The following is a 19,204-nucleotide window of genomic DNA, read 5'->3' on the forward strand; positions in this document are numbered from 1 at the left end:
ACCTTCAATCTAAAGAGTTTAAACAGAACACACGCTATAGATACATTATACCTAACAAGGTTCTAATTTTATTAGGAAATATATTTGAAACATATTTAAAATCTCTTTCTGTATCTCGAACAGTAACTAACAATCCAAGCATCCTCCTGAATAGTGACTTTTAAAATCACTAGTAACTATAATATGCATCCTTGGAAAGTACTTGAGAAAAATATAAGAAGGAAAATCTGTAGCCCCGAGCAGAATTATGATATTCATAATGCAATACGGGGTATTAATACAAAATTGGAAATGTAAGGACTTTACTTAATTCGATAGTTGTTAAAATTCCAATTTAATTTAGATAGCTATATATTGATAAAAAAAGATTTTGTATGGGATTTTGTATGCTAAAATTAAAAGGGCAAATCATCACCCTCTATTATAGATTGTGAGGTATAGGCTCATCATATTCGACTTTAAGCTCTTCTAACCTGTTATCAAGTTCTCGAAGTTTATCTTTGTAAAATTTATGCATTTGAAAAAAATGATAAAAGTGTCTACAACGAGCTATACAAAATATTAGCTCGGACACTTAAAATTATTGATGTTAATATGTTAAAAGCTTCTAGTTATAGAGTTTAGTGTAAAGTAAAAAGTACTACCCGCACCATATTCACTCTCTACCCAGATTTTGCCTCCCTGTGCTTCAATGAATTCTTTACTGATACTCAACCCTAAACCTGTGCCTTCTTTTTTGGTGCCGGGTATACGGAAATAGCGTTCAAAGATTTTATTCAGGAACTGAGGTTGTATGCCTTGACCTGTGTCGGTGACTGAAAACTGAATTTGATTACCTGTCTTCTCAACTTTGACATTAATTGTTGCATTTTCATATGAGTATCGGACTGCGTTGGAAATTAGGTTGGTAAGGACCCAAGCTGATTTTTCACTGTCAGCTATAACTAATTCATTATTTCCGTAGTCAATAGCAATTTTAATATTCTTTAGCTCGGTAGCAGATTTGTTGGCATTTACTGCATATTCAATCATTGGTTTAATTTCAGATGCAATTAGATTTAGTTGAATAGCACCACTTTCGACTTGAGTGATATTTAACAACTCACCAGTAATTCGTAACAGTCTATTAGCGTCGTCTTTTATTCCATTTATTAGTCCCTTTTGTTCTTCATTTAAAAAACCTGTTTTCTCATTCTCCAAAATTTGAATACCCATTTGAATGGAAGAAATAGGTGTTTTAAATTCGTGCGATACCGTGCCCATAAAGTTAGTCTTTGCTAAATCGAGTTCTTTAAAAGGGGTAATGTTTCGCAGAAGAATAACGTGCCCTATAAACTCGCTTTGTTCTTCTCCTGTAGGAACGATATTGATATCGACCACTTCTTTTTCAAAGTAGCTTTCCTTTCCATCGGCATAGATTTTTAACTGCTCCGTTTTTGTTGTTTCAATTGCTGGAATGAAAATGTCTTTTATAATATTTCTAATCAAATCATTGGTAACAGCTACGTCCTGTATTTTTTTACCAATAAGTTCTTCTTTTTGCAGACCTGAAATATTGAGTGCTTCTTCGTTGGCAAAAAGTACTTTCTTGTCTTCATCAATACCTATCACCGGATCATGGAGGTTATCAATCAAAGTCTCAATACGTTTTTTGCCTTTCAGGATTTTATCGAGCTTACTCTCGGAATATTCTTCCAGCTTCTCCGCCATTGTGTTGAATGACTTTGCCAGGTCAACAAATTCATTATGGCTTTCAAAATGCACCCTCTTTTTATAATTCTGTCCGGCTATTTCTTTTATACTATCGGTTAAATCTTTAATAGGATTGGCTATACTTGAAGGCAAATTGACCAGTAAAATAAATGCAATTAGGAAGCATAGTGAGCCGGTAACCGAAATGATGACAATGGCTTTTTGAGCAGTATCATCGGCTATATCACTTTTTCGGTTGATGGCTTCCATGTTCAAACGCATTAAGTCAGTTATATCTTTTCTTATGGATGATACAATGATAGAATCCTCAGGGTTTTCTTTTAAATCTTCAAAATGTTTAACGATAAGATTTGTGGCTTCAACTTCCCCAATCTCCGTTACATTCTGTTTTTGCAAATCGAGATTTTTTTGAAAAGTATCCAGAGCGGATTTATCCAAATGAACATCTTCCAAAGACAATAACATATTTCTGGAATATTGCAAAGTATTATAATTAGCAACGAGAATATTATTCGTATCTTTTTTAAGCTGATTTACATACCACGCACTAACAACTGCCAGTGCCAGTATCAGTAAAAATAACGCACCAACTCCAACTGTTAATTTTGCTTTTATTTTCATCTTATGATAGTATTACGAGATCTATATTCTCTTGTGACAGCTTATTTAGCAAAGCATTGAAAGTATCAGTCGCTAAAATTATTTTAGCTAAGTTTAAATGTGGCTTACCGATACATACCGTCGTTATCTTACGATCTTCACATTCCTTAATGATAGCCTTAGTGGTATTTTTGGCTTTTACCTTAATTATTTCTGCTCCCAATTCAGTTGCCAATTTAAAATTATTGATCAAATGCCTTTGTTTATCCAATGCGATTTTATCGGCACTTTCTCTTGGAATCTGTACATACATCACATGCCATTTACTGTTGTAATAGTTAGCTAATCGTGCCGTTTTTCTAATGACGTTCTTTGCCGTTTTATCGTTAGAACTAATGCAGGCCAAGAAGCGTTCTTTTTTAATACTTCTTGTGAGTATTACTTCTGTTTCTACTTTTCGCTGTACTTGCGAAGCCACTTCTTTTAATGCCAACTCCCGAAGCTGTAAAATATGCTCGCTCTTAAAAAAATTGTTGAGTGCAGCTGTTATTTTGGAACTTTCATAGATTTTTCCTGATTTCAAACGGTCTATAAGATCTTCTGCCGTAAGGTCGATGTTGACCACTTCATCTGCCTGGGCGACTACACTGTCGGGAATACGTTCCTGTACATCAACGCCTGTAATTCCTCGTACCTCCTCGTTTAAACTTTCAATATGCTGAATATTTACTGCACTAATCACATTGATTCCTGCATCTAAAATATCAAGTACATCCTGCCATCTTTTTTCGTTATTGCTGCCTTCAATGTTGGTATGAGCCAATTCATCTACAATAACCACTTCTGGTCGCAGATTGATAATAGCTTGCAAGTCCAGCTCCTCCAATTCTTTACCCTTATAAAATAGCTTACGCCTTGGTATTAAAGGAAGTCCATCCAATAAAGCGTGGGTTTCAGGTCGATTGTGGGTTTCTGCATAACCTATTTTTACATCAATGCCATTACGTAAAAGTGTATGAGCTTCTTGCAACATACGATAAGTTTTACCTACACCGGCACTCATCCCGATGTAGAGTTTAAATTTTCCTCTTCGGGATTTTTGGATCAGATCCAAAAAATGTTCGGCACTTTTTCTTTCGTCCATACACAAACCGTTTGATTATATAAATTTACAAATTCCCCTTTGACAAATTGTTAAGGGGAGTTTGCTTGAGTGCAATTAATTAAAAACGTATAGCCAGCGATGTAACAGCCATCACATTATCTTTTTGCATTTGGTCATCTCTATTGAGGAATACAGCATCCTTGCTGTTAAGGCTTTTGATTTCGGTACGCCAAACGAGATTAGGTAAAATCTGATAATCTACATTGAGCGAAGCTCCAAAGGTTTGAAATCCGCTTTCCGTTCCCGATGAGATGATAACCCCATTCTTATCATGGTAGTATTCACCTCTTGCTGCTATACTTACTTTCTCCGTTGGACTGAATTTAGCCATCAATATAGGTGTGTACCATGTATCATAGTCATCACTTAACTTTTCTTTCTCTTGTACTCCTATATCAAATCCGGCAATCAGGGAAAATTGATTACTGATTTGAAACTGACCGTACAGGTTATGGAAATAACGCATTCTGCGTTCATCATCCGGAAAATCATTTCCTATAAAGGAACTGCTGTTCATGGTAACCTTATCTGATGGTCTGAAAGTTAATTGATGTCCGAAAGCGGGTGTCGTATTTCCTTCAACACGTTGGATACGCTGCCAGCTGTTTAATATCAATACCGCCATATTCCATTTGCCATTATCTGTAGCGTAAGATAGTTTTGCCCCGGTTTCGAAATAGGGTGAATTATCCGCCATCATACTTCGGGTCAGTGTAAAGCAGTCTGCCCCGATGGCACTTTCAAAACCAATGTGGGATGGTAAGATACCTGCATCCAACCACACATTCTTCGTTTTAGATAGTTTCACCCCAATATTCGCCTCATAAATATTTTTGAGTACACCTTCCTCAGCGGCATAGTTAGCGTTCATGTAAGAGCCTACTCCAAAAGCTAGGTTAGCCCGCATACGGTTTGTTTCATAAGCTGCTTTTATAAACCCTAAATTTAAACTCACTTCATTGTTGCGGTTATGGCTATATACAAATCCCGGTCTGGTATTTGACTTTGGATTATTGAAATCCTGTTGGTAATATACTTCTGCATATCCACTGATCGTTAAAGACTTTTTTTCAGTTTCCTGAGCACATACAATTCCTGTAGCTCCCAGCAGGATAGCTGAGAACATAATTATTTTTTTCATTTTTGAATTATTAAAATTTACTTGTTTTATTAAGGTACTTTCAAACCCTATATTTCGAATGGCTACACATACATTTGAATTATTGGATTGATGATATTGGAGTTGCTTATTTGAGTTCGTCTAATGCTATATTGAGTTTCAATACATTTATTTTTTCCGGGCCAAATATGCCCCATAAAGGTTTTTCTGTCTGCTGATCAATCAATTGATTTAATTTTAACTTCTCAATACCTCTTATTTTAGCAATGCGCTGTACCTGTACTTTAGCGGCCTGAACGGAAATGTTCGGATCCAATCCGCTTCCGCTGGCTGTAACCAAATCAACAGGTATATCCGATTTGTCAACTCCCGGATTGTGTAGCAAAAATGTATCAATTCTTGCTTTTACTTCTGCTAAGTATTCCTCGTTGGAAGGCCCTTTGTTACTACCTCCGGAGCCAGCAGCATTGTAATCTACAGCGGATGGTCTTGACCAGAAATAGTGGTCTTCTGTAAAAGACTGACCAATATTGACATAATGTTTTTTTCCTTTATGTTCTATAATTTCTCCTTTTCCTGCATTGGGAGCAAGCTGTGCGATACCCCAGACTGCAAGTGGGTAAATGACTGTAAAAAACAGAATCATAACAGCAGTCAATTTTATTGCCGGCAAAATATGTTTTTTCATTACTTTTATTTTTATAAATGATTAAAAGAAAACAGATATCAGCATATCAATTGCTTTGATACCAATGAACGGAATGATGACTCCTCCCAAACCATAAATCAACAAGTTCCGGCGTAGCAGGGCACTTGCACCAATCGGTTTATAAGCAACACCTTTCAATGCCAACGGAATCAGCATAGGGATAATAATCGCATTGAAAATCACAGCTGATAGGATAGCACTTTCAGGACTGTGCAGATTCATAATATTAAGTCCCTGCAAAGCAGGAATAGCTGTAATGAATAAAGCTGGGATGATGGCGAAATACTTAGCAACGTCATTCGCAATACTGAACGTGGTCAATGTACCACGGGTCATCAGCAGTTGTTTTCCGATTTCTACCACTTCAATTAATTTAGTGGGGTCGTTGTCCAGATCCACCATGTTTCCGGCTTCTTTGGCAGCCTGTGTACCGGAGTTCATTGCCACGCCTACATCAGCTTGTGCCAGTGCGGGAGCGTCATTTGTACCGTCTCCCATCATAGCTACCAAACGGCCTTCCGACTGTTCCTTTTTGATGTAATTCATCTTGTCTTCCGGTTTTGCCTCTGCGATAAAATCATCTACACCCGCTTTCTCTGCGATAAATTTGGCTGTCAGCGGATTGTCACCTGTTACCATGACGGTTTTAATGCCCATTTTACGAAGACGTTCGAAACGTTCTTGAATACCCGGTTTGATGATGTCCTGTAGCTCAATTACTCCCAATGCAATTTCGTTTTCTGATACCACCAACGGCGTACCTCCATTAGAGGATATGGCTTTCACTCTTTCTTCCACCTCTTTTGGAAAATTATTACCAGATTTTGTAACCAGATTTTTAATTGCATCAGTTGCACCTTTGCGGATACGTATGTTTTCATAATCAATTCCTGAACTTCTTGTTTCTGCTGTAAACTTGATGAATTGAGGATTTTTAACTTCATAACTCAAAGGATTGATGCCTGCCAACTCAATAATTGATTTCCCTTCCGGGGTTTCATCAGCCATAGAACTTAGTACAGCTGCTTTTATTAATCTTTTCTCGTCAATACCATTTGCAGGGTGAAAATGGGTCGCTTTACGATTACCAATAGTAATTGTACCCGTTTTATCCAACAGTAAAACATCTATATCACCTGCTGTTTCTACAGCCTTACCACTTTTGGTAATCACATTGGCTCTCAATGCTCTGTCCATACCCGCAATACCGATTGCCGATAATAATCCTCCAATAGTAGTAGGAATTAAACATACAAATAGAGAGATAAAAGAAGCAATGGTAATCCCAACATTGGCGTAATCTGCAAATGGTTTGAGTGTCACACAGACAATGATAAATACCAATGTAAATCCTGCCAGCAAAATTGTTAAGGCTATTTCATTGGGTGTTTTTTGTCGGGCAGCACCTTCTACCAAAGCAATCATTTTGTCCAAGAAGCTTTCTCCTGGTTGTGTTGTTACCTTCACCACGATTTTATCGGACAAAACTTTGGTACCACCGGTAACAGAACTTTTATCTCCGCCTGCTTCGCGGATCACAGGGGCTGATTCTCCGGTAATGGCACTTTCATCTATGGTCGCCAAACCTTCGATAATTTCCCCGTCTGAAGGAATGATGTCACCAGCTTCACAGATGAAGACATCACCTTTTTGTAGCCTGGCAGATGAGATCGTTTTCCCATTTTTTAATCTTGCAAGGGTTTCCTCTCTTGTCTTACGCAAACTATCCGCCTGTGCTTTGCCTCTAGCCTCGGCAATAGCTTCCGCAAAGTTGGCAAACAATAATGTCAGTAACAGGATGATGAAAACGGTGAAATTATAACCAAAACTTCCCTGTCCCTGAGCCCCCGCCAACGTCCATAAGCTGACTACAAGCATGACTAACGTGCCCACCCATACAGTAAACATCACCGGGTTGCGGAACATGGTTTTCGGATTGAGTTTCATTAAAGATTGCTTCAATGCTACCTGAACCATCTCTTTTTGAAACAATGATGAATTATTATTCATTTCTAAATTCTTTAAATCAGTTTAATAAAGTGAAAAGTACTCTGCAATGGGCCCTAAAGCCAATACAGGGAAGAAAGCCAACGCAGCTACGATAGCGATTACGGCAAATACCATCAGTCCGAAAGTGGCTGTATCGGTTTTCAATGTTCCGTCTCCTTCCGGTACAAATTTCTTTTGAGCCAACAAGCCTGCAATAGCCACCGGACCTATGATCGGTAAGAATCTGGAAAGTATAAGGACAAATCCCGTACTGATATTCCACCAAGGCGTGTTATCACCCAGTCCTTCAAATCCGCTACCGTTGTTTGCAGATGATGAAGTATATTCGTATAGCATTTCGCTCAGTCCGTGAAATCCCGGATTATTCAAAGAATCAGCAGTATATTGTGGCAAAGCTGCGGCTAACGCTGTTCCTGCCAATATCAGGAAAGGATGAAGCAATGCAATAATCATAGCGATTTTCATTTCTCTTGCTTCTACTTTTTTGCCTAAGAACTCGGGAGTTCTTCCTACCATCAACCCACTGATAAATACAGCCAGTATTATGAAAATAAAGAAGTTCAATAATCCGACTCCGACACCACCGTAGAATGCATTGATCATCATGGCCAGTAACTCATTCATACCGGATAATGCCATCGAGCTATCATGCATAGAGTTGACTGAACCCGTTGAAATAACGGTGGTGACTACACTCCAAAATCCTGATGCCGCAGCTCCCAAACGGATTTCTTTTCCTTCCATTGCTCCTAATGAATTATCGATACCCATTGTTGCAATTGTAGGGTTGCCGTTCATTTCCATGTTGATATTGGGAATAGTCAGCATTAAGAATGCTACTGTCATAACTCCGAATATCATCCATGATAATTTTCTTCTTCTGATAAAGTAACCGAATGCAAAAATCATAGCCAAAGGCACAATGAGCTGGGCAACCATTTCCACCATATTGGACAGATAGGATGGATTTTCAAATGGATGTGCAGAATTCACTCCAAAGAATCCTCCACCGTTGGTTCCTACGTGTTTAATAGGGACAAATGCAGCTGCGGGACCTCTTGATACCTCTACGGAATCTCCTTGTAAAGTTGTAATGGTATCTTTTCCCTCAAAAGTCATCGGAGTACCTTCAAACGCCAGTATGATGGCAACTACAAATGATATTGGTAATAAAATACGGGTACAGGATTTTACAAAATTGTTGTAGAAGTTCCCCAAGGTATCGGCGGCTTTATCCCTGAATGCCCTGAATAATACCACTGCGGCTGCCATTCCGGTTCCTGCACTTACAAACTGCAAAAACATGAGCCAGTATTGTCCCAGGTAGCTTAATCCTGATTCTCCCGAATAGTGTTGCAAATTACAGTTAACAACAAATGATATGACGGTATTGAATGCAAGATCCGCGGACATACTTGGGTTCTTATCGGGGTTTAGAGGAAGGCTACCTTGATTCATCAAAACAACCATTCCCAACAGGAACCACACCATATTGATCGTGATCATTGCGACCATTTGTTGTTTCCAGTTCATTTCCGATTGTGGATTGATACCGCTGATTTTATAAAAAATCCGTTCTATTGGATCAAAAATCGGATCGAGCAGTGTTTTTTCACCGCCATAAACTTTTGCATTGTATTTTCCGAACGGTATTGCCAGCAATATCGACAGGGTAAACATTACGATTATTCCTAAAATTTCTGTGTTCATTTCTTATTAATTAAATATGGTTTTAAACATCCATCCGAACAGCTTGACTAATGCCAATACAGTCAGGAAGATCAAGGCAATCCGGGCTACATCTTTCATTTCTGTAAATATCTTTTTCATAACAATATTTGCATTTTTAGAATCGCCAAAAAGATGATCGAAATGAAAAACAGTATCCAGAATATGACGGATATCCATTGCTTTATTTGCCTTTTTGTATCTTTCTTCATCTGCTGAAGCGATTTAAAATTTTTCCGGTTTGAGCAATACGTAGCAGATGTAAGCAAATACACCTATGGCTACTATAAATAATGCGGTCATAGACTTGTTTTTTGTATTAAATAATTTGTGTGCTGAAGCTGATAAATATGTTTCAGGTTATTGGGAATGAGCTGGTACATATAAATCCATTGTTCTGTACTACAACGCCTTTTCATTCCTTCAAAAGAGCGTACAAATAAATTTTCAATGATGTACTGTACATAATCATTTCCCCGTTTATGAAGCCAACCGATGAACTTAATCTTTACCCCAATTTTCTCTATCTGTCCTTTTGAAAGCAACAGATTGATGTGATTGACGATTGCCTGAAATATGCCCGCAAAGTTTTTTCGCATTGATAGTTCGTTGATTTCTTCTTTAATTTCACCATAGTGATGTGCCAGATAAGTGCTGGCAGTGTTCTCATTTATTTCATTCATTGGTCTAAATACTTTATTTATTTACTGAAAAACATCGCATAGAAAATACAGAAGACAATAAAAGCTAAAAGTATTTTTGCTAATAGGTCTCTCGCTATTTCCCAGTTTGATTTTCGTTCTTTTTTCATCTGCTTATGAATTGAAAGAATAGAAAGAAAAACACAAATCCGATCAAAAGACCTGCGAATCCGCCAAACTTTACGCAAACTGCAAACAGGACAAACAATAAGATTGCTAATACTGCTTCTTTTATTTTAGCCGACCAATGTGTTTTTCCCTTTAAAACTTTCATTAGCTAATTAGTTTTCTAAAATGGTTTTGATATATCCTTTTCGTAATTCGATCGGAAATAAATCCAAGTGCTTTTTTAAACTGCCCGGGCTTTCTTCAAAAGACAATGCTGTTAGAAACTCATTTTCAATAGCATTTCGGGTATATTGATTCCCTCCCTGGTACAAAAGGTTGATCACTTTCGCTATTTCCTGAACCCGCTCTAATTCGTCTTCCAACCCTGAACAGATTTTTTGGGAACAAACTTCTGCCAACTTGTGAAGCAATAGGTAGTCTGCAATAGAGTCATCCAGACTATCCAAATCAGGAATGAGGCTTGCAGCTTTAGGAGCCCATTGTTGTATCGTATTTATGATTTTTGATTTCATCTCATTTTTTAAATTTTCTCAAATAAGTCGATGGACTTAATGAACAGACCAAAACAGGCTAACCCTGCGAGTACTAAAACTATTGTTACCATTGTTATAAAAGTTTAATATTATACTTCACTGCTGTACTTCATAATTGCTCCGAATATCATCATCACGACCAATGCAAAAAGCAACAAATGATATGATTTGAGCCATTTTGGAAACGAAGGAGGCTCCTTTTGTTGTTTCCATTTGACATTTCTTTTTCTCATTTTTAATTTCTTTTGTATACCCTATGCCAAAATTTATTCCAGTGAAAATTAAAATCGATTAAGACACTGTAAATGAGTGTTTTACTTTATTTTCTTTAATTCTTTATCACGAAAAACCTTCTCATAATGATAGGGTCATTCTCATAATGAGAATACCATGTCAATTTATGATAAAATGTGTCCAGTCTAGGCGGAGCGATATTACCTTGATTAGTAAAGAGAATCGTTTTGAATTTTATATTTTTGTACTTTATATAATCGAAAAATGATTGGTTTCTAAGTCATTTTCAGCATAAAACCAGAGGGATAATTAAAAAAGATGAATAAACTAAAAAGGACGCCTATTGAAAAAATCGTATCGCCTATACAGAGCTTCATTAAGAATGAGAAAGCAGGTGGAATCGTATTAGGTATTAGTGTAGTTATTGCTTTGATATTAGCAAACTCACCTTTAGCGGAAGAATATCACCATATCCTCGAACACAGGTTTGGTTTTCAGTTAGACGGAAATACTTATTTTGAGTATAACCTGCATCACTGAATCAATGATGGTCTAATGGCTATATTTTTCTTTGTGGTCGGTTTGGAACTAAAAAGAGAGATTGTTGGAGGCGAGTTATCGAATCCTCGTAAAGCATTGTTGCCTATTGCTGCTGCATTTGGTGGAATGGCTTTACCTGCTGCAATATATCTGTTTTTAAATCCAACCGGAGAAGTTCACAGTGGCTGGGGAATCCCTATGGCGACCGATATTGCGTTTGCTTTGGGCGTACTTTATTTATTAGGCAACAGAATTCCACTGACCCTAAAAGTTTTTTTGACCGCATTGGCTATTGTTGATGACTTAGGAGCCGTGCTGGTCATCGCTTTTTTCTATACTTCGGATATTTCCATATTTCATTTAATCATCGGTGCTTTGGTGCTGTTGACGATGTACATTGGCAATAAAATGGGCGTGAGAAGCATTTTGTTTTATGCTATTTTGGGTATTGGTGGTGTATGGACTACATTTTTGTTATCGGGTGTGCACGCCACGATTGCAGCCGTTTTGGCTGCATTTACTATTCCGGCAGACGTAAAAATCAATGAAAAAATATTCAGTAATAATATTCAACGGTTACTGGATAAATTTAAAGGAATAGATCCGGACAATAGCAAGCCTACGTTGACGAATGAACAACTGCATATTCTGGAAGAAATTCAAAATAGTACAGTTGCAGCAACTCCGCCACTACAGCGATTGGAGCATGCCATGCACCCAATGGTAACGTTTATTATTATTCCTGTATTTGCGCTGGCAAACGCAGGTGTTTCATTGGCTATCGATATGGAGCATTTATTCAGTACCAATGTAGCTTTGGGGGTTGCCTTAGGTCTTTTGGTCGGTAAGGTTGTTGGCGTGGTTGGTTTTACATTGCTTTTAGTCAAGCTGAAAGTGGCTCCTTTCCCGGAAGGAATGAATGTAAGAAACCTGTTTGGTTTAGGTTTATTGGCTTCTATAGGTTTTACGATGTCCTTATTTGTAACTTCTTTGGCCTTTTCGCATGAGGAATATATGACACAGGCCAAAATAGGAATTTTTGCAGCATCTATTACGGGAGGTGTATTAGGATATTATTTTTTGAGCAAGGAAAGGAAAGCAAATAATAACTTATAGTCTGGACAGAACATAAATGAAAGAGTTTTTATATGCCAAATGGATACAACAGCTCATTGTTGTATTGCACTTGGTAGCACTTATAGCACTAATAGCAGATTACGGTTTTATACTCAACCAAACCTTACAATTAAGTATCATTTCTTTGTATCTGTTTGTATTGATTATTGGTGTTTTTTATACTGTTTTGAAATACCTATATCATCGAAAAGAATTCATATTAAGTGTTTTTGTTTTTGATGCATTGAGTATTCTGTTTGTACTTTATTGTTTGTACAGACAACTATCAACAGATGGATTGTCAGAGATAACTCATTGGATAAGATGGGCCGTGATCTTAAAATTGGTAAGGGAATTTACCCGTCCACGAGTAAGTTATAAGCGTTCTTTACTCAATCCTGCCCAATTATTCATTATCAGTTTTATAGGACTGATTGTAATTGGTGCTTTACTATTAATGCTTCCTAAGGCAACTTATGAAGGGATAAGCTTTGTAGATGCCTTGTTTACTTCCACCAGTGCAGTGTGCGTAACGGGATTAATAGTGGTAGATACGAGTAGTTATTTCACGACCTTTGGACAAACCTTAATCATGATGTTGATCCAAACTGGTGGTTTAGGTATCCTTACATTTGCCAGTTACTTCAGTTATTTCTTCAAAGGCGGATCTACTTACGAAAACCAATTGGCGTTGAGTGATATGACCAATTCAGAGAAAATTGGCGAGGTATTTACAACAGTTAAAAGGATTTTGACTATTACTTTTTTGATAGAATTTATCGGAGCAATACTCATTTTCCTTAATCTAGATAAAGCTTTGATTCCATCCTTTTCAGAGAGAGTATATTTTTCCGTTTTTCATTCTATATCGGCTTTCTGCAATGCTGGTTTTTCGACCTTACCAAATGGCATGATGGAAGCAAGTTATGTCTATAATTATCATTTGCAATTTATCATTGTCATCATTTTCGTATTCGGAGGTTTAGGATTTCCGATTGTTATTAATTCCGTACGGTACATTAAACATTTGATAGCAAGGTACATTCTTTGGTTTGTAGAAAAAAAGAACAATTACCGTCCTTGGATTTTGACATTGAGTAATAAGATAAATCTATTAACCACTTCCATATTAATTGTTTTAGGAACGCTCATTATCTATATCAAGGAGTATTACAATGTTTTGGGTAATCACAAAGGGGTTGGAAAAATTGTCACGGCATTGTTCACAGCCACTACGCCAAGAACGGCAGGTTTTAATTCCATTGACTTTAGCCAGATGCACTTTTCATCTATCATCATTATCATTTTCTTAATGTGGGTAGGCGCTTCTCCTGCTTCAACCGGTGGTGGTATTAAAACAAGTACATTTGCGATTGCCACCTTAAATTATTTGAGTTTGGCAAAAGGTAAACGTAAAATTGAAATTTTTCGACGGGAAGTGGCAGACATTTCCGTACGGAGGGCTTTTGCTGTGATGAGTTTATCGTTATTGGTAATAGGAATAAGTGTTTATCTGATCTGTCATTATGACAAGCATATCCCTCTATTAGATATTGCCTTTGAGAGTTTTTCCGCTTATAGCACTGTGGGGCTTAGTTTAGGGATAACCGGAGATTTGAGTAGTGAAAGTAAAATGGTTCTTGTTGGAACTATGTTTATTGGTAGGGTGAGTATGTTAACTATTCTGATTGCCTTTTTTAAGAAGGTGAAGCAGGGTAATTATCATTATCCATCAGATGAAATATTAATCAACTAAAAGAAAATTGAAATGAAATTTATAATTATAGGATTGGGAAATTTTGGTGGCTCATTGGCAGAAAAATTAACCCAACAAGGAAATGAGGTAATTGGGGTAGATTCACGTGATGAAAAAGTAGTGGCACTAAAGGACAAGCTGTCTCATACTATCTGTATGAACGCGACTGAACAGTCTGCTATTACACACCTTCCATTAAAGAACACCGATGTAGTGATGGTTTGTATTGGTGAAGACGAAGGAGCAAATATCATGGTTACTGCTCATTTTAAAAATTTAGGCGTAAAACGTTTGATCAGTCGTGCCATTAATCCACTTCACGAAAGTGTTCTGCAAGCTATAGGCGTAAACGAAATTGTGCGTCCGGAAGAAGAAACGGCTGAAAGATGGGCTAAAAAACTATGTTTAAAAGGAGTTATAGACTCTTTTGAGTTGAACAAGAATTTTAGTATCGTAGAGATTGTTGTGCCTGAAAAATATGTTGGTAAAACGATTGAGGAAGTTAAATTTAGAGAGTATCACAATGTTTTGATTTTGACAATCATTCGTGATATGCCAGAAAAAAGCTTTTTGGGCAGAAGCAAAATTGTGTCAAATGTACAAGGAATTCCAGAACCAACAACGATGTTGCAGAAAGAAGATATTATCGTTATTTATGGAGCCAATGAAGATCTGCAAAAGTTTGCAAAATCAAGAATGGAATAGTATCTAATGAATTTTATATTGCTCCAGTTTTCTGTATAGCGTAGCAATCCCGATCTCTAAAAGACGTGCAGCTTCCGCTTTGTTACCGTCCGTATGATTTAGGATTTTCTGAATATGTAATTTTTCAGCACTTGCCATAGAAAATGCGGACAATTGTTGATTATTGGATTTAGCATATTGTAGATCTAAAGGCAAAGTATCCAAATCAAGAACATCGGAATCTGCCAGAATTACACTTCTTTCAATTACGTTTTTCAATTCACGGATGTTCCCTTTCCAAGCATTGTTTTCCAATGCGGCAATGTATTCGTCTGTTAACGTTAATGGTTTTCTATTAGATTTTAGAGCAAATATTCCAGCATAATAGTCGGCCAATAATTTGATGTCTTTCGGACGTTCTCTCAATGATGGTAGATGAATTCTAAAAACGGAAAGTCGATAAAAGAGATCGCTTCTAAAATGTCCTTTCTCTATTTCCTCTTCCAGATTACGATTGGTAGCCGCAATGATACGTACATTGACTTTAATGGGTTTTGCATCACCAACACGAAGTAATTCTCCAGTTTCGAGTACACGCAAAATCTTAGCTTGGAGATCTAGTGCCATTTCTCCGATTTCATCCAGAAAAATAGTACCGTTGTGAGCTTCCTCAAAAAGCCCTTTCTGGTCTTTTGAAGCTCCTGTAAAAGCACCTGCTTTGTGTCCGAACAATTCGTTTTCTAAAAGATCTTTACTAAATGCTGAACAGTTGATGGCTACAAAGTTGTGGTTAACCCGTTGACTTCCCTGATGGATCGCTTGTGCAAAGACTTCCTTACCTGTGCCTGTTTCTCCTGTCAATAAAACAGTCGTGTCTGTGCCAGCCACTTTTCGGGTCAGCTCAATAGCTTTGATTATAGGCTTAGATGTACCAATGATCTTTTCGAATGAATGTTTTTCGCCTAATTGTTTTTCTAATTTTTGAACTCTCTTGTTTAAAGTAACCTTTTCACTAGCCTTATATAGAAGCGGAATGATTTTATTATTATCATCTCCCTTCGTAATATAGTCGAAAGCACCGTTCTTTATCGCCTGTACACCATCAGGAATATTACCATAAGCGGTCAGTAAAACAACTTCTACCGTAGGGTATTTTTCTTTGATCACTTTTGCAGTATCTACACCACTTCCATCCGGAAGTTTTACATCGCATATCACCACATCTATTTCTTCCACTTCTAATCGTTGTAATCCCGATTTTATGGAAGATGCTTGAAAAACCTCAAAACCTTCAAAACCTATAATCTTTGAAAGAAGATTTCTCAATTTTTCTTCGTCGTCTATTATCAATACTTTTACCACTTTATAGCTAAATTACAAACAACAAATTTACTAAATATTATGTCTGTTTTGATTATTCTACCACGAAACGGATAAAGAAAACATTTCCCAACTTGTGCTTAAACAAGAACATCTTTTCCGGTGCGTATTGGAATATACCTTTATTGTATCAAATGTTGCAAATTGGGGTCATTCTTAATCCGATCCATTTCACTTTCAACAATATAAACAATATCTGATTTTATACGTTTATAATTGCTTTCAATTTCCTGTTTCATATTGTCTGCACCGCTTTCATTAACAAAAGATAAAATTTGAGGTATCTTCTGATACGCTTTGGTTTCGGCAGTAACCTTTTCGTTATCCACTACAATTTCAGCGTGAAAAATCTTCTGTTCGATACGCTCATCGAAGTTATCCGATACCGAACCTACAAACATTCCTTGCGTTAAGGTGGAGATTTTGGAAGCCGGAATAAGGCTGTCTAATTGCGTAGAAATAGAAGTTGATTTATCATTACGATTTATCGTCATACTTTGACGTTTCTGTAATACTTTTCCAAAACGCTCTGACAGGCTCTTTGCCGTTTCGCCTACAACCTGCCCGCTGAAAACATTACCTACGGTATTCTGAATAACTTTACTCTCTTTGTCACCGTAATCCCTTGTTAATTGCGAAAAGTCCTGAAAGCCCAAGCATACAGCCACCTTATTACTTCTCGCTGTTGCAATAAGGTTATCCAATCCCCTAAAATAAATTGTGGGCAACTCATCTATGATAACCGAACTCTTTAATTATCCTTTCTTGTTAATGAGTTTGACAATTCGGGAGTTGTATAAGCCCAAAGCTGCGGAGTAGATATTTTGGCGGTCGGGATTGTTGCCTACGCATAAAATCTTGGGCTCTTTCGGGTTGTTGATGTCTAATGAAAAATCATCGCCCGTCATAACCCAATACAATTGCGGGCTAATCATTCTTGACAATGGAATTTTAGCCGATGCTATCTGTCCCTGCAACTGGTCTTGTGCACCGCCTTGCCAAGCATCCATAAAGGGCGACAAATAATTTTCCAAATCGGGGTATGATGTTAAAATCGTGAATACGTCCGAATACTTTTTATTCAGCAATTCTATGGCGTGTGGGAATGTGCAATATTTACCGTCCTCATAGATTTTTAGATACCAAATAATGGCGGCTAACAGGATAATCGGGCTTTCTACGAAAAAATCTCCTTGCTTCTGTATCCACGATCTGTTAAGGTTCAACATTATTGTATATCCCGCTTCGTAAGCATCGGATATGTCCGTCATAAAGTCGGGGTTCAATGGATTGCAACGGTGGCTCTTGCGTGGGTCATCAAAGTTTATAACATAGAATTTCGGCTGTACCTTGTACTTATCCCTGTTCTTCAATAGATGATTGTAAGCAATGGTTGAAAGGTCATCGAATTTGAAATCATATATGTACATCGAAAAGCCTTTTTCGATTTGTTGCTTGATATAGTTGTTCACTATGGCATACGATTTTCCTGAACCCGGAGTACCTAACACAATGGTTGCCCTAAATGGATTGACGATATTTATCCAGCCGTCATTCCATTTGTTCTTGTAATAAAACTTTGTTGGAAGATTGACGGAATATTCATTTTGCATCAGCCTTGTTTCCTGCTGGAAACTTTCATTTTCGTTGTTGAAAACATCATCCATCAGGTTGGTACGAAGCAAACGGCTCATCAACACTCCGGCTAACATCAGAGCTACATAACCTAAACCTGTGGTAAGGATATAAAGGAAGGTAGCGGTAACTAATGACAATATTAATAAAGGTGTATTCAGAAAAAACAGCACAAAGCCAATGCCCAAAGCCACGTAAATTTTAGACCAGGTTATTTTCTCGTTTTTTACACCTTTAGTCCCCAAACAGCTTAATGCCAACCATACCAAAGCAAATACTTTGGTATATAAGGTATGTGAGAACAAACCTGCCGTTCGCTGAAAATTTCCCATTATTTTATTGATTACTTCTAATGTCCAGCCACGCTCCATAAAGAAACCGTAGCAGAACCAATAAAGATGCATCAGTACCAAAAGGATACTCACTGCCCGCATAAAAGCCATTATTTTGGCTAAGCCTCTTAAATCGTCTTCTCCCTGCATTATTATTCAGTTTTAATGTTCGGGCGTGAATTTAAAAGCTCTAAAGAGTGGCTATAAGAATGTGGCACTCAATGGCGTTGTGTGGCGGTATTTGGCGTTAAGCGGGTTTTATCAGGTTCAGTTTTGCAACAATTTTTTATTAAATTTATACTCTTGAAAATCATCTTGGATTATCTCATCCATTAGGATGCTCGACAATAAAGAAGGATTGATATGAACTGGAATAATCCTGATGCTTATCCGGGAGAAAGTGAAGACGAATATATAGCTCGGAAAAACGGGGAAAGTCAATCTGCCACAGGACTAATGTTTGTGGTCAGTAAGGTGTTTATTTTCGTCTTAAAAATTTTTGCTGTATTCGGAGTGTTCCTTTATACCGGAAATGATTTAGATCATCTATATGTGGGTATTTCGGAGGGATAGGCTCTTCTTCAATTTTGGTGAAAGTATGATAATTAATTACACTTTATAAACTAAACCTTTTTTCTTTTCAAACACAATTCCAACCTTTTCGAGCAAGTTATAGACTTGTGCCTTTTGATAGGTTAAGCCATATTCTTTATCAATCCATTGAGCCAAAAGAGGGCCTGTCCACTTTACAGATTGATATCCATGATCCGAGGGGTTTTCATTTATGACCAAGTTTTTGATTCTTTCGAGTTGTTCGTTTGATAAATTACTCCGTCTACCGCGCCCTTTCTTATCTTTCAACCCTTCTACACCTTCTTTTTCAAATCTATGAACCCAATTTGTTATCTGCTTGAAGCTGATATTATGTAGTTCAGACAACCGTCTGCTCGAATATCCTAATGCAACAAGATATACCATGTATAGCCTTATCCCAACGGTATAAGCATCATTTGTATTTAATAATTTCTTTATCTCTGTTGCGTCTGATCGCTGAATTTGTAGGACTGATTTTCTCACTGTAATTTATTTTTTCTAACCAACAAATATATAAATTATTAT

Annotated in this window: 16 protein-coding genes and 2 pseudogenes; 4 read left to right on the forward strand and 14 right to left on the reverse strand. The window is 37.2% G+C overall.

Annotation, left to right across the window (positions count from 1 at the left end):
* Positions 1 to 597: 597 nt before the first annotated feature.
* The 11 genes from GOQ17_RS02930 to GOQ17_RS02975 form a co-directional block, all read right to left on the reverse strand.
* Positions 598 to 2,334 carry a HAMP domain-containing sensor histidine kinase gene (locus GOQ17_RS02930; RefSeq protein WP_159634567.1) on the reverse strand — a complete coding sequence of 579 codons (1,737 nt, stop codon included), beginning with the start codon at positions 2,332 to 2,334 and terminating at the stop codon, positions 598 to 600.
* Position 2,335: 1 nt separating this feature from the next.
* Positions 2,336 to 3,457, reverse strand: a complete 1,122-nt coding sequence (locus GOQ17_RS02935) for a sensor protein KdpD (RefSeq protein ID WP_159634570.1) — start codon at positions 3,455 to 3,457, stop codon at positions 2,336 to 2,338.
* Between the two features lie 79 nt (positions 3,458 to 3,536).
* The gene (locus GOQ17_RS02940) at positions 3,537 to 4,619 is read right to left on the reverse strand and encodes a porin (RefSeq protein WP_159634573.1); all 1,083 of its coding nucleotides are present in this window, start codon (positions 4,617 to 4,619) and stop codon (positions 3,537 to 3,539) included.
* A gap of 106 nt (positions 4,620 to 4,725) precedes the next feature.
* Complete coding sequence (locus GOQ17_RS02945) at positions 4,726 to 5,286, reverse strand: K(+)-transporting ATPase subunit C (RefSeq protein WP_159634576.1); 561 nt, start codon at positions 5,284 to 5,286, stop codon at positions 4,726 to 4,728.
* Between the two features lie 21 nt (positions 5,287 to 5,307).
* Entirely contained in the window at positions 5,308 to 7,317 is a 2,010-nt protein-coding gene (gene kdpB, locus GOQ17_RS02950) for a potassium-transporting ATPase subunit KdpB (protein ID WP_159634579.1), read from the reverse strand.
* A 21-nt stretch (positions 7,318 to 7,338) separates the two neighbouring features.
* Positions 7,339 to 9,027 (reverse strand): potassium-transporting ATPase subunit KdpA, encoded by a 1,689-nt coding sequence (gene kdpA / locus GOQ17_RS02955; RefSeq protein ID WP_159634582.1) that lies wholly within the window; start codon positions 9,025 to 9,027, stop codon positions 7,339 to 7,341.
* A gap of 6 nt (positions 9,028 to 9,033) precedes the next feature.
* Positions 9,034 to 9,225: a hypothetical protein gene (locus tag GOQ17_RS16300; protein WP_236537027.1), complete on the reverse strand. Its 192-nt coding sequence runs from the start codon at positions 9,223 to 9,225 to the stop codon at positions 9,034 to 9,036.
* A 45-nt stretch (positions 9,226 to 9,270) separates the two neighbouring features.
* Positions 9,271 to 9,348 carry a potassium-transporting ATPase subunit F gene (locus GOQ17_RS16530; protein WP_078691099.1) on the reverse strand — a complete coding sequence of 26 codons (78 nt, stop codon included), beginning with the start codon at positions 9,346 to 9,348 and terminating at the stop codon, positions 9,271 to 9,273.
* Entirely contained in the window at positions 9,345 to 9,728 is a 384-nt protein-coding gene (locus tag GOQ17_RS02965) for a DUF7674 family protein (RefSeq protein WP_159634585.1), read from the reverse strand. The genes GOQ17_RS16530 and GOQ17_RS02965 overlap by 4 nt, the downstream gene beginning before the upstream one ends.
* Positions 9,729 to 10,027: 299 nt before the next feature.
* The gene (locus GOQ17_RS02970) at positions 10,028 to 10,387 is read right to left on the reverse strand and encodes a DUF7674 family protein (RefSeq protein WP_159634588.1); all 360 of its coding nucleotides are present in this window, start codon (positions 10,385 to 10,387) and stop codon (positions 10,028 to 10,030) included.
* 110 nt (positions 10,388 to 10,497) lie between these two features.
* Positions 10,498 to 10,641: a hypothetical protein gene (locus GOQ17_RS02975; protein WP_159634591.1), complete on the reverse strand. Its 144-nt coding sequence runs from the start codon at positions 10,639 to 10,641 to the stop codon at positions 10,498 to 10,500.
* 319 nt (positions 10,642 to 10,960) lie between these two features.
* On the opposite strand from GOQ17_RS02975, the pseudogene nhaA reads away from it, so the two are divergent.
* From nhaA to GOQ17_RS02990, 3 genes and pseudogenes are all read left to right on the forward strand, one after another.
* Positions 10,961 to 12,298 (forward strand): annotated as a pseudogene (nhaA, locus tag GOQ17_RS02980) (Na+/H+ antiporter NhaA).
* A 16-nt stretch (positions 12,299 to 12,314) separates the two neighbouring features.
* Positions 12,315 to 14,054, forward strand: coding sequence for a TrkH family potassium uptake protein (locus GOQ17_RS02985; RefSeq protein ID WP_201288490.1), 1,740 nt, complete (start codon positions 12,315 to 12,317; stop codon positions 14,052 to 14,054).
* Between the two features lie 12 nt (positions 14,055 to 14,066).
* Positions 14,067 to 14,759: a potassium channel family protein gene (locus GOQ17_RS02990; RefSeq protein ID WP_032131842.1), complete on the forward strand. Its 693-nt coding sequence runs from the start codon at positions 14,067 to 14,069 to the stop codon at positions 14,757 to 14,759.
* A 3-nt stretch (positions 14,760 to 14,762) separates the two neighbouring features.
* On the opposite strand, the gene GOQ17_RS02995 is transcribed toward GOQ17_RS02990, so the two are convergent.
* Together GOQ17_RS02995 and mobC are read right to left on the reverse strand one after the other, a co-directional pair.
* The gene (locus GOQ17_RS02995; RefSeq protein WP_159634594.1) at positions 14,763 to 16,100 is read right to left on the reverse strand and encodes a sigma-54-dependent transcriptional regulator; all 1,338 of its coding nucleotides are present in this window, start codon (positions 16,098 to 16,100) and stop codon (positions 14,763 to 14,765) included.
* A 140-nt stretch (positions 16,101 to 16,240) separates the two neighbouring features.
* Positions 16,241 to 18,235, reverse strand: a pseudogene (gene mobC / locus GOQ17_RS03000) (conjugal transfer protein MobC).
* A 213-nt stretch (positions 18,236 to 18,448) separates the two neighbouring features.
* Between mobC and GOQ17_RS03005 the strand changes: the two are divergent.
* Entirely contained in the window at positions 18,449 to 18,658 is a 210-nt protein-coding gene (locus tag GOQ17_RS03005; RefSeq protein WP_159634597.1) for a hypothetical protein, read from the forward strand.
* 36 nt (positions 18,659 to 18,694) lie between these two features.
* On the opposite strand, the gene GOQ17_RS03010 is transcribed toward GOQ17_RS03005, so the two are convergent.
* Positions 18,695 to 19,162 (reverse strand): helix-turn-helix domain-containing protein, encoded by a 468-nt coding sequence (locus GOQ17_RS03010; protein ID WP_159634600.1) that lies wholly within the window; start codon positions 19,160 to 19,162, stop codon positions 18,695 to 18,697.
* Positions 19,163 to 19,204 lie beyond the last annotated feature (42 nt).

The organism is Sphingobacterium composti, assembly GCF_009829075.1.
In the GTDB taxonomy this organism is placed as follows: Bacteria; Bacteroidota; Bacteroidia; order Sphingobacteriales; family Sphingobacteriaceae; genus Sphingobacterium; species Sphingobacterium composti.